The 11664-nt window shown below is 68.6% G+C and carries 9 protein-coding genes and 1 pseudogene; 4 read left to right on the top strand and 6 right to left on the bottom strand.

Features of this window, described 5'->3' with window-relative positions:
- The 4 genes from QZV94_RS17725 to QZV94_RS17710 all read left to right on the top strand — a co-directional run.
- Positions 1–537 (top strand): hypothetical protein (locus QZV94_RS17725; RefSeq protein ID WP_293679662.1); only part of this gene is annotated, 537 nt, incomplete at its 5' end.
- Between the two features lie 104 nt (positions 538–641).
- Positions 642–2366: an SDR family NAD(P)-dependent oxidoreductase gene (locus tag QZV94_RS17720; RefSeq protein ID WP_293679659.1), complete on the top strand. Its 1725-nt coding sequence runs from the start codon at positions 642–644 to the stop codon at positions 2364–2366.
- A gap of 20 nt (positions 2367–2386) precedes the next feature.
- Positions 2387–3271, top strand: a complete 885-nt coding sequence (locus tag QZV94_RS17715) for an SDR family NAD(P)-dependent oxidoreductase (protein ID WP_293679654.1) — start codon at positions 2387–2389, stop codon at positions 3269–3271.
- Positions 3272–3348: 77 nt separating this feature from the next.
- Positions 3349–4044: a nitroreductase gene (locus QZV94_RS17710; RefSeq protein ID WP_367254746.1), complete on the top strand. Its 696-nt coding sequence runs from the start codon at positions 3349–3351 to the stop codon at positions 4042–4044.
- Between the two features lie 13 nt (positions 4045–4057).
- Here QZV94_RS17710 and QZV94_RS17705 read toward each other — a convergent pair whose 3' ends face one another.
- From QZV94_RS17705 to QZV94_RS17680, 6 genes and pseudogenes are all read right to left on the bottom strand, one after another.
- Positions 4058–5533, bottom strand: coding sequence for an NAD(P)/FAD-dependent oxidoreductase (locus QZV94_RS17705; RefSeq protein WP_293679647.1), 1476 nt, complete (start codon positions 5531–5533; stop codon positions 4058–4060).
- 95 nt (positions 5534–5628) lie between these two features.
- Complete coding sequence (locus QZV94_RS17700; RefSeq protein ID WP_293679644.1) at positions 5629–6042, bottom strand: nuclear transport factor 2 family protein; 414 nt, start codon at positions 6040–6042, stop codon at positions 5629–5631.
- A 67-nt stretch (positions 6043–6109) separates the two neighbouring features.
- Entirely contained in the window at positions 6110–7441 is a 1332-nt protein-coding gene (locus QZV94_RS17695; RefSeq protein ID WP_293679640.1) for an MFS transporter, read from the bottom strand.
- Positions 7442–7569: 128 nt separating this feature from the next.
- The gene (locus QZV94_RS17690) at positions 7570–8523 is read right to left on the bottom strand and encodes an alpha/beta hydrolase (RefSeq protein ID WP_293679638.1); all 954 of its coding nucleotides are present in this window, start codon (positions 8521–8523) and stop codon (positions 7570–7572) included.
- 107 nt (positions 8524–8630) lie between these two features.
- Complete coding sequence (locus QZV94_RS17685; protein WP_293679635.1) at positions 8631–10805, bottom strand: NAD(P)-binding protein; 2175 nt, start codon at positions 10803–10805, stop codon at positions 8631–8633.
- Positions 10806–10916: 111 nt separating this feature from the next.
- Positions 10917–11664, bottom strand: a pseudogene (locus QZV94_RS17680) (hypothetical protein); the annotation flags it as partial.

Here is an 11664-nt window from a genome sequence, read left to right as displayed (position 1 = left end):
CGGCTGTCCAGCGCCCGGCTGGCCGGCGCCGCCTTCGGCCGCACGGCGACGCCGCAGGACGCCGCGGCGATCGTGGCGGGCCTCAACGCCTTCCACGGCGAAGAGGAGATGTTCGTCCCCTACACCGAGGAACGGCTGGTCGCGCGGCTGCAGCGGGCGCCCGATCTCTACGGCTGGGACCGGATGTGGCTGGCCGACGGGGCCATGGTCGGGGTGTGGCCGGCCGGACGCGCGCTGCGGGTGGTCACCGAGCGGGACGGGGCGCAGACCCACTCCGACCCGGGCCTCGTGCTCGACTACGCTTTTGCGCCGGGGGCCGAAGCGGCCTTCGAAGCGCTGCTGCGCGCCTGGTGCGGCTGGCTGGCGGCGCGCGGTATGGACCGCCTGACGATCTTCACCTCGCCGCATGGGCCGGCGGCAGCAGTGCTGCAGGCCCTCGCCGATGAGGTGGAGCCCTACAACATGTGGACCCCCAACATCGCCGTGCCGCCGGGCGCTGAGAGCCGGGGACTTTATGTGGACCCGGTGTACTTTTGACGCGGGCGCGGGTGGCAAGCGGACACGCCGCTCAATAGAGTGCCGCCATTCGGGCTCCGCGCCGGCGGCGCATCAATCGATTTTCCGGTATGGAGAGCGGCGTGATGAAGGAATTTCGCGGCAAGACGGCGTTCGTCACGGGCGGAGCCAGCGGCATGGGCTTCGCGATGGCCGAGGCGTTCGGCCGCGAAGGCATGAACGTCATGCTCGCCGACATCGAGGAGGGGGCGCTGCAACGCGCCGTCGAGGCCCTGCGCGATAAGCAGGTCCGCTGCGAAGGTGTGGTGGCCGATGTGTCGAGCCGGGATTCCATGCGCAACGCGGCGCTCGAGACGCTCGCCAAGTTCGGCAAGGTTCATGTGGTCGTGAACAACGCCGGCGTCGCCGTGTCCGCCCCGATGGAGCGCCTCACGGAGGAAGAGTGGCGCTGGGTGCTGGACGTCAACCTGAAGGGCGTGGCCAATGGCGTGGAGATCTTCGTTCCTCTGATCGACGCCCACGGCGAAGGCGGCCACATCGTGAGCACGGCTTCGCTCGCCGGGCTGTTCACCGGGCCGGGCGTCGAGCCCTACAGCGCCACGAAATACGCCGTCGTCGGCATGAGCGAGGGCTGGCGCGCCGAGCTCAAGGCCAAGAACATCGGCGTGTCGGTGCTATGCCCGGCGCTGGTGAACACCAACATCCTGGACAGCTACCGCAACCGGCCGGACGCGCTCGGCGGCGCGCGGCCGCTGGGTGATGAGCAGCGGGCGCAGATCAAGCAGATGATGGAGCAGGGCGGCATGCCGGCCGACGTCGTCGCCATGGCCGTGCTCGAGGCGGTCAAGGACGACACCCTCTACATCATCCCGCACCCCGAATACCGCGCGGTGGTCGAGCCGCGGCTGGAAGCCATCGAACGCGGGTTCGATCGTGCGGAGAAGAGCCCGGCGCTGAACGGGGCGCCGGCGGCGCCGTCCGGGAGCATGCGTGGCAAGACGGTGTTCATCACCGGCGGGGCCAGCGGCATCGGCCTGGGCATGGCGCAGGCGTTTGGCGCGGAAGGCGCGAACGTGATGATCGCCGACGTCCAGGCAGACGCGATCCCCAAGGCCCTCGAACTCTTGCGCGCCAAGCAGATCCGCGCCGAGGGCGTCCAATGCGACGTGACGAGCCGAGCTTCCGTCCGCGCCGCCGCGCTGGAGACGATCGCGAAGTTCGGCAAGGTGCACTACCTCTGCAACAACGCCGGCGTCGCCATCACCGCCCCGATCGCCGAGATGAGCGAGGCGGAGTGGGATTGGCAGAACGCCGTGAACATCCTGGGCGTCGTCCATGGCGTCGAGACGTTCGCCCCGCTCATCGCCGCGCATGGCGAGGGCGGACACATCGTCAACACCGCCTCGGGCGCCGGCCTCGTAAGCGGACCGCAGGTGCAGTACTCCGCCACCAAGTACGCCGTCGTCGCCATGAGCGAGGGCTGGCGCGAGCAACTCAAGGACCGGAAGATCGGCGTCTCGGTGCTGTGCCCAGGCTATGTGAACACCAATATCCTGGCCAGCCGCCGCAACCGGCTCGCGGACTTCGGCGGCCCCGGGCAGGATCCGGCGGGCGCCGGGAAGATCCTCGCCGAACGCGGCATCGATCCGCTCACGGTCGGCCAGCGCGTGCTCGAAGGCGTGATGGCGGACGAGGATTATGTGCTGACCCACTGGGAATGGCGCGAGAACGTGGAGAAGCGCCACCGCCGCATCCGCGCCGCGTTCGACTATTGGGAAAAGAGCCCGGCCATCAACACCCTGCCGAAGCGTGAGCCGCCGCCGATCGGCGTGCTGCGCGCCACGCAATAGTTTCCAGGAGACGTGAGTACATGAAAGACCTGCGCGGCAAGACCGCCTTCATCACCGGCGGTGCGAGCGGGATGGGCCTCGCCATGGCCGAAGCCTTCGGCCGCGAAGGCATGAACGTGATGCTCGCCGACATCGAAGCCGATGTCGCGCTCAAGAAGGTCGAGGAACTGCGCGCCAAGCAGATCAAGGCCGAGTGCGTGCAGGTGGACGTCACCAGCCGCGACTCGCTGCGCAACGGCGCGCTCGCGACGATCGCCAAGTTCGGCAAGGTGCACCTGGTCGCCAACAACGCCGGCATCGGCGCGGGCGGCCCGTTCGGCGGCGTCCCCGAAGGCGACTGGGACTGGGTGATCGACGTCAATCTGAAGGGCGTCGTCTACGGCATGGAGGTGTTTGCGCCGCTGATCGAAAGCCACGGCGAGGGCGGCCACTTCGTCAACACCGCCTCGATGGCCGGCCACATCAGTCCCGGCGGGATGGAGCCCTACTGCGCCACCAAGTTCGCCGTCGTGGCGATGAGCGAAGGCTGGCAGCAGCAGCTCGCCCCGAAGGACATCGGCGTCTCTGTGCTGTGCCCGGGGCTTGTGAGCACCAACATCTATGCCGGCCGGCGCAACCGCCAGAACACGGTCTATGGCGAAAAGGGCAAGGACTTCGGCCAGGACAACCTGGAACAACAGCGCCAGTGGATGGCCGGTGGCATTGATCCGCTTGTCGTAGGCCAACGCGTCGTCGAGGGCGTGAAGGACAACGACATGTATATCTTCACCCACGTCGAATACGAAGGCGTGGTGCGTGAGCGCTTCGAGCGCGTCATGGCCGGCTTCGACAAATCCAAGCAAAGCCCCGCACTCAACACCCTGCCCAAGGACCGCCGCCTGGACGTTCCGCCCGGCGCGCGCTAGCGCCGCGCGCCGAGGGCTGTACAAGCGCCAGCCTGGGCCCTAGCGACTTGCCGAACAGACTCTGCAGAGAAGGAACGATGGGAATGACTGTCGCGGACGCCGTCGCCACGAGACGATCGGTTCGGGCCTTTACCGAAAGGCCGGTGCCCTTGGAGACCGTCCGGCGAATCCTTGATCAGGCGCGGTGGGCCCCCTCCGGTTGCAACTTCCAGCCTTGGGAGGCCGTGGTGCTGACTGGCGCGCCGTTGAAGGCGCTCCAGGCGAAGCTGCTGGCCAGCGAGGTGGACAATCCCCAGGAGTACGACTTCTCGGCGCCGGGCCAGGTGGAGAAGTACCAGGCGCGCCTGCGGGCCGTGGGCGCGGCGATGTACAGCGCCCAGGGCATCGAGCGCCAGGACGCGGCGGCGCGCGCCAAGTTCGCACAGGACAACTGCCTCTCGTTCGGCGCGCCGGTGCTCCTGCTGTGCCACTTCCCGAAGCTGATGAAGGAAGCCCAGTGGTCGGACGTCGGCATGTGGCTGCAGACCATCATGCTGCTGCTGCGGGGCGAGGGGCTGGACAGCTGCCCGCAGGAGTACATGGGCGTCTACGGGCGGACCATCAAAGCCCACCTGGGCCTGTCTGACGACACGCTGCTGTTCTGCGGCCTGGCGATCGGCTGGCGCGATCCGGCCGCGGCGGTCAACGACTTCGGCCGCGAGCGTGTGCCGGTCGAGGAGCACATCACCTTCCTGGGCTTCGAAGACGCCATGGCGAGCCGCCAGGTGGCCTGAGCGCGGCCCGCGCTCAGGCGTCTGCGGGCGCCGGAGCGCGGCCGGTCTCGAAGCATCCCTGCTGGTCGGCTTCGCAGCGGCGCTGGTATTCGGCCATGTTGTGCGGCCACTGGGTGACGATGCGGCCGGACTCGGTGCGGTAGTAGTTGCTGCAGCTCGCCTGCCAGACCTCGACCTTCTCCAGGTCGGCCTGCAGGTCGGCGTTGTAGGCGTCCATGACGTCGCGGCGGACATCGATCCACGCCAGGCCGTCGCGATCCATTTCTTGCAGCCGCCTGACGATGAAGTCGCACTGGCGCTCAATCATGTAGAGGATCGAGCCGTTGTTGGTGTTGGGCCCGTACAACATGAACAGGTTCGGGAAGCCGCTGGTCATCAGGCCCAGGTAGGCCTCGGCTCCGTCCGCCCAGGCCGTGGCGAGCGGCAGGCCCGCCCGCCCGGTAACCTCGATGGCCGCCAGGTAGCGCCGCACGTGGTAGCCGGTGGCGCAGATCAGGGTGTCGGCCGCGTGCAGGCGGCCGTCGCGGGTGACGACGCCCTCCGCGACGATCCGCTCGACCGGCTCCGTGACCAGCTCGACGTGGGGCAGGTTGTAGGTCGGATAGTACTCGTTCGACATCAGCGGGCGCAGGCAGCCCCAGGGGACCGTCGGCCGCATCTTCTCGCGCAGCGCCGGGTCCTGCACCGCGTCGATGTTGGCGAGGGCGGCGCGGGTGGCGCCTTCCAGCATCTGGCGGTCGGAGAAGGTGATCACCGATTCCAGCGAGGCGTGGACCTCGCGGCGCAGGGCCTCGACGGCATCGGGGTCACTGGTGAGGCGGGCGCGCTCCTCGGCCGTGATCGGCGGATCGTCCTTGGGCGCCACCCAGTTGGGCGAGCGCTGGAATACCGTCAGCCTGGCCACCTTGGGCGCGATCTTCGGCAGGAACTGCACTGCGCTGGCGGCGGTGCCGATCACCGCCACGCGGCGGCCCGTCAGGTCATGGTCGTCACGCCAGTCGCCGGAGTGGAACATGACGCCGGCGAAGTCCTCCAGGCCGGGCGCATCGGGCCAGTTGAGGTCGTTGAACATCCCCTGGGCGGCGATCAGGATGTCGACGGTCAGCGTCTCGCCCTCGCCGGCGGTTAGGCGCCACTGGCTGGTCGCATCGTCCCAGTGGGCGGCGGTCACCTTGCGGCCCAGGCGCAGGTGCGGACCCAGGCCGTACTTCTCGGCCACCCGCTCCATGTAGGCCAGGATCTCCGGCTGCCCGGCATAGTGGCTGGACCAGTGGGCATTGGGCTCGAAAGTGAACGAGTAGGACCACGACCGGACGTCGCACGTGAGACCGGGATAACGCGCGTTGCGCCAGGTGCCGCCCACGCCCGCCGACTTCTCGATGATGACGAAGTCGTCGTAGCCCGCGGCCTTAAGCTTGATGCCGGCGCAGATCCCGCCAGGCCCCGCGCCGATGATGCCGATGCGCCGTCCCGAACGCGCGTTGTCCATGCCCGTGTCTCCCGACAGCCTGTCCGGCTCTGCGGCCGAACAGTTGTTTGAATGCACTGTGGACGCGGGCTCCACGGGCGGCAAGGGGCGTCCGTCTAGGGATCGATGTGCAGCGCGATATGGGCGATGCGCCAGCCGGCCGGCGTCTTGTGCAGGGTCTCGGCATAGATGCCGGTGAGGGCAATGCTCGCCGGCTGGCCGGGCGCCTTGGCCGTCAGGACGCCGTTCGAGCGGATGCGCGCGATCTTGTCGGTCAGTTCGACGAAGATGGTGTTGATCTTCAGGTGCCGCACCTGCGCCACACTTCGCGAGCGCATCGCGGCGGCGAACTCGCGGATGCCCGCGCGACCTTCGTAGTGGATTGACGGCTTGTCGGACCCCGCGGCGAAGCTCTCCCAGACGGCGTCCGGGGTGAACAGCTGCACCCAGCCCTCGTCGTCGCCGTTGTCCAGCGTGTGCGAGTAGGCGGCCAGGCATTCCAGGATCGCCAGCTTGTCTTCGACGCTCATGAAGTTCTCCCCGTTTTCTCCCTTATTCCGGCAAGCCCGACGGGAGGCAAGGCAAAGCCCGGCGCACTCAGGAAGGCGAGGCGTCGGCCGCAGGCGCAGCCTCCGGCACGTAGTCCGGCAGGTCGGTCTCGATGTGGCGGATTGCGGAGTTGGCGTAGACCATGAGCGAGATGAGCAGGCTAAGCGAGCCGCCCAGAAGCAACATGAGGCCTATGCCCGCGCCGGGTTCGCTTCCGACGAGAGGCGCGACCGACCGCCAGTCGGGCCGGGCGACGGCGGGCTCGAACACCCGGTCTGCGAGAGGGCCTGCCAGGAGGTACGAGAGGGGCATCATCAGTCCGGCCATCTGGAAGAAGGCGGCGAACACGCGGCCTTGTACGTCTGGTGCGATCTTGGCCTGCATGATCGACATGAAGGGGACATTCATGAACGGCAGCATGGCGGCGTACAGGAGTATGCACAGGCCGACACCCCAGGCCTCCCGCGCCATTCCAGCCAGCGCGAGAAAGGCGCAGCCGGCCATGACCGCGCCGAACATGCGGTGGATGCGTGGGGCCGCCCGCCCTATCGCGGCGGCCAGGACACCGCCGGCGATGGAGCCGGCGTTGAGCGCCGCGAACACCAGCCCGAGCGCGGCTTCGCTGCCGCTTCGCGTGAGCACGTAGGGGGTGATGAGGACCAGCGCTCCGCCGAGGAGGAAATTGACCGCGGTGAAGTAAAGGCACAACGCCAGCAGCACCGGCCGGGCGCGGAGATACCGGAACCCGTCGAACGCCTGGCGCCAGATCGAGCCGGCCAGCGCGAGCCCCGCGGCGGTGGCCGCTGGGCGCGGGATGCGTAGCCGAAGGACGACGGCCGCGGCGACCACGAAGGTCGCCAGGTCGATGACGATCGCTCCGGTGATGCCGATGATCGCATAGAGCAGCCCGGCGAGCGCCGGCGCGACAACGCCCGCGGTTGGCCCGGCCAGCTGCATGATCGCGTTCGCGCGGTCCCGCTGGGAGTCGCCGGCGAGCATGGCGATGGACGCCTGGGTCGCCGGCGCGTGCAGGGTCCCGCACACCGCCTGGAAGACGGTGATGGCGTAGAGGTGCCAGAGCTCGAAGCCGTCCGATAGGAAGCTGATAAGCAGGAGGCCCGTCGCGAGCGCGGCGCCTGCGTCGGCGAGCACCATCACCAGCCGACGGTCGAACCGGTCGACCAGCGCGCCGGCAAAGCCGCCCCCGAGGATCATCGGGAGGGCTGCGAAGAACGCGACCAGGGCCAGAGGGGTGGCTTGGCCCGACTGCTGGAAGACCCAGATGCCGATCGCCAGCCCGCTGATGCGGCTGCCCAGCGCAGACAACGTCTGGGTCGCGGCCAGGACGTAGAGGGTGCGAAGCTTCGTGTCTGCGGCCATGACGCCCCCGCCTTGTCGAGCCCAGACGTCAAGTTATCCTTGACGCCGGGGGCGTCAACTACTCCCTGACAAAGTTCTGTCAAGTGGAGCCTGACGCGCCGGCGGCGCGCCGGAGGCCAGCGCCAGCGTCAGGCTCGCTTGAGCGCGCGGCCCAGGGCGGCCATGGAGTCGCGGGCGAAGCTGCGGCTGATATCCGCGTCGGGGACGAACATGAAGGCATGCGGCGCGCCGGGGTAGACGTGCAGCTCGGTCGGCACGCCGGCGCGGATCAGCCGCCGGGCATACTCCAGGTTCTCCTCCAGAAAGAGATCGAGAGCCCCGCAGATGATGAAGGTGGGCGGCAGGCCCGCCAGGTCCGTGGCCCGCGCCGGGGCGGCGAAGGGAGAGACGTCCGGTCCGCCGGGCTCGCAGCCCAAGAGGGCCGACCAGCCGAAGTGATTGTTCTCCCGCGTCCAGACGAACTGGCCGAGATAGGGCGATGGCTCGGGGTGTAAGACGGTGCGGTCATCCAGCATTGGGAAGACCAGGTGCTGGAAGGCGATGGGGATCTCAGCCCGCTCACGCGCCAGCAGCACCAGGGCCGCGGCCAGGCCGCCGCCGGCGCTTTCGCCGGTGACGGCGATGCGGCCGCGGTCGACGCCCAGCTTCTCGGCCTCGCGATGCAGCCAGTCGAGGCCGGCGTAGCAGTCCTCCACCGGGCCGGGGTGGGGCGTTTCGGGCGCCAGGCGGTAGTCCACTGAGACCACCACCGCGCCGAACTCACGCGCGTAGGCGCGGTCGGACTCGGCGGTCATCTCGGGCGAGCCCAGGATATAGCCGCCGCCGTGCACGTGCAGCACGCCGGGCCGGCCCTGGCCGGCCGCCTTGGGCGCCGTCACCACCAGCCGGACCTCGGGCGCGCCGTCGCGTCCCGGGGTGCGGACCTCGTAGCAGACCAGGTCGTCCGGCAGCGGCGGCGGCGGCGGCCGCGTGGCGAGCATCGCGGCCCGGACCGCCGGTAGCCCCTCGGCGGAGAGTTCAAAGCCCGGCATCTGCTCGGTCAGCGGCAGGATCTGTGGGTCGACAAGATGTTTGGATGGCACGGTGGTTCTCCCAAGGCGACTGGAGGCTACAGTCGCAGTCGCACCGCTGTCATCGAGAGTTTGCGCGAACCTCGGGGGACCCTGGCTCCTTCCGGAGGAGGAGCCCGCTAGCCCACCACGCGCAGCCGAGGCCTGGCCACGTCATCCTCCGTCCGCCCTGCCGGAACCTGCGGGCGCGGCACGGTCGGGTAGCCGATGATGCTGTCCAAGGCCGGCGCGCCCGAGACGGCGTGGGCGGCGAGCTTGCCGCCCATGGTGGCGCCCTCGAAGCTGCCGACGTTGAGCCCGGTGTAGATCCAGTCACCGGCCAGGACGAGGTTGTCGAAGCCCGATCCCCAGGCCTCCAGACGGTGACGGACACTGCCCGGGGGGGTGGTGACGTAGCGCTCGGTGGGATCGATGTTGGCGCGCCAGAACTGGCTGTCGAAACGCTGCACGCCCTCTGCCCCCGGATTCTTGGTGTCCACCAGCAGGTTGAAGTCCAGGCTCATGGGATCGCCGAGGCCGTTGACGGCGCGGACGGTGGCGCCCGGCAGCATCGTGCCGATGGAAGTCTGAAGGTACTGGATGCACTGGGCCTTGACCCGCTCGCTTTGGCGGCGGGGATAGTCGGTGTCGGAGAACGGAGCCGGCGGCTCGTAGTCCGGCATCAGGCCGCAGAAGTACCAGAGGGCCTTGGGCATCGCCTCGGCCGGCCAGCTCTCCCACTTCAGCAAGTCGGGGAAGTTGGCGTTGCCGTTGGGCGGGCAGAAGTAGGTGCCGGAGAGCGCGACCTCGTTCTTTGCCGGATCCAGCTTCTCGGTCCAGCCCATCTCGTAGAGGTCGGGCTTGAGCCACAGCTGCATGGCCTGGGTCTGCAGCGCCGGGATATTGTCGACCATGCCCCGCCAGGCCGGATCCTCGTCGACCAGCTCCTTGCAGAGGTAGGGCACGGCGCCCAGCGAAATGGCGAACACCAGCTTGTCGTAGTCGACGCCGTGGGTGAGGACCTTGGGCGCCTTCAGGTGCGGGTGGGCCGCGTCGGGCCAGCCGTTCCAGTAGGACTCCAGGTCGAGGTCCAGCGCCCGCAGGATGGAGCCCTCGTTCAGCTGGTCGTAGAGCGGCCGCCTGGGCCAGGAGGGCAGCCCCTTCACGTCGATCAGCGGCTGGTAGCCAGCCTCCGGGTCCTTGAGCGTGGCCTGGACCGTCATCTCGACGGACGCGACGCGGCGGCGGTCGGTGGGGTGCAGGCGCAGGGCTTCCACCTTGTGGAAGAACTCGAACTTCACGCCGCGGCGTTTGAGCACTTCGTAGAGCGGCGCGACCACGGTTTCGCCGGTGCCGGCCGCGAAGCTCCAGATCGAGCATCCGAGGTAGGCGGTGCCGCGCATCGTCCAGTCGACGTAGGCTCCCGCGCCCATGCGCGCGGCCCGGCTCGTGTCGCCGTTGGGGCTTTGGTAGCAGATGTTGACCGTGGTCATGACCACCGGCGAGGCCAGGGTCTCGGCCTGGATGCCGTGGCGGACGAGCCAGTCGCTCCAGTTCTCGTCGTCCAGCACGTCGTAGCCGTTCACCACCACGTTGTCGTTCAGGCAGCCGATCACCAGCGTGGCGTAGTAGTCGAGGGTCAGGAGATTGCGGCGCAGGTCGGTGGCGTGCTCGGCGAAGGCCGGCGCGAAGGCGTCAATGGCCTCAGCCGCGTCGGTGATCATCTTGCGCGCGTTCGTAAGTTCCTTGACCAGCGGATGCTTGGGCCCGGCGGAAAGTGGCGTCGAGAAGAGCGTGCGCTTGGCCGCGCCGATCAGCAGCTTGACGCCCGCCTCGAGAAGGCTCGGGAGGCCCGTGAGCGAACGCTCGATCTCGTCCAGCAGGGATGCGATCGAGGTCTCCAAGCCCTTGTAGGAAGACGGGTCCTTGGGCGAGAGGCTGTTCGGCGGCAGGCGCACCGGCCATGGGACGAGCGCGCCGTCCTTGAACTCCCACTGCATGGTGAAGTCGGAGCCGAGGAAGGCTTCCTCGAAGGTCGCAAGCGGTTGGCCGGGCTTGCGGTCGAGCTCGGCGTAGACCTGGCCCATAAGGGGCAGGGCGTTGAAGTAGCTGCCCACGAACCCGTGGATGCCGTGCTCCTCGATGCGGTCGTTGTCGCCGCGGGAGGAGGCGCACTTGCCGCCGAGTCGCCAGCCCATCTGATAGACCGTGATATCGAAACGCTCGCGCCAGTCAGCCTGGCTGCTGAGCTCGAACGCCGCGGTGAGCGCGCCCATGCCGCCGCCGAGGATAGCCACTTTCTGTGGTGCCGACATTTCGGATGTCCGAGGCTTTGACCCCGGTCTCGCCTAGGTTGCTGTCTGTGACAAATTGCCACCCAGGCGTTAACAATTTTCCCGCGCTGCGTCGGCGGAGGCTGATCGCCGCTACCCGCCCTGCCAGCCAGCCGTTTGCAGCGCCTTCACGAGGCCTTCCAGGTCCGCCGGCCGCGCGAAAGGGTGTCCGGTCTTGAGGGTCGCGAGGGAATAGGCGGTGGCGTTGTTGCGTTCGGCGCCCGGACCGTGCCGGCCGAGGGCCAGGCGCTCGGCCTCCTCAAGCGTGAGGCCGGCCTGCTCGATCTGCCCGGCCGCTGCATAGCAGGCGCTCAGCAGGAAATGGAGAGCGAAGCGCTCGGCCCCGCGCGCGCAGGCGTCCGCCGCGTCGCGTGCGGCGGCGGCATAGTCTCCGTCGATGAAGCGGGCGATCGCCTTCGATCGAAACCACAGCCAGCTGTGCGGATCGTTGGGGCTGCTGGCGATCGCACGCTCTGAATAGGCGATCGCCTCCGCCGACTGTCCCTCGAAGGCCAATAGCCGGCCGAGTTCACCCGCGGCCGCGGCCAGATAGGGGTTCAGCTCCAAGGCCCGCCGCTGTTCCGCCTTGGCTTCCGCGAACCGCCCCGTCATCGAGATGACCACGCCGAGCGTGTAGTGGGCGAACGCGTCCTGCGGGTCGGCCGACACCGCGTTGAGGGCGATGCGATGGGCCTCCTCCAACGCCGCCTTGGGGCTGTCGGAGGTCCCCACCCAGACATGGTACAACTTGCAGTGCGCCAGCAACGACAGGGCCGATACGTCGTGGGGCTCGATCGCTAGCGCCTGCTGAGGGAACCCCTCGGCGGCGCGAACATCCTTC

It is taken from the genome of uncultured Phenylobacterium sp. (assembly GCF_902826855.1).
In the GTDB taxonomy this organism is placed as follows: domain Bacteria; phylum Pseudomonadota; class Alphaproteobacteria; order Caulobacterales; family Caulobacteraceae; genus Phenylobacterium.
The sequence above is the reverse complement of the archived record's forward strand: the minus strand, read 5'-3'. Positions and strand labels throughout refer to the sequence as shown.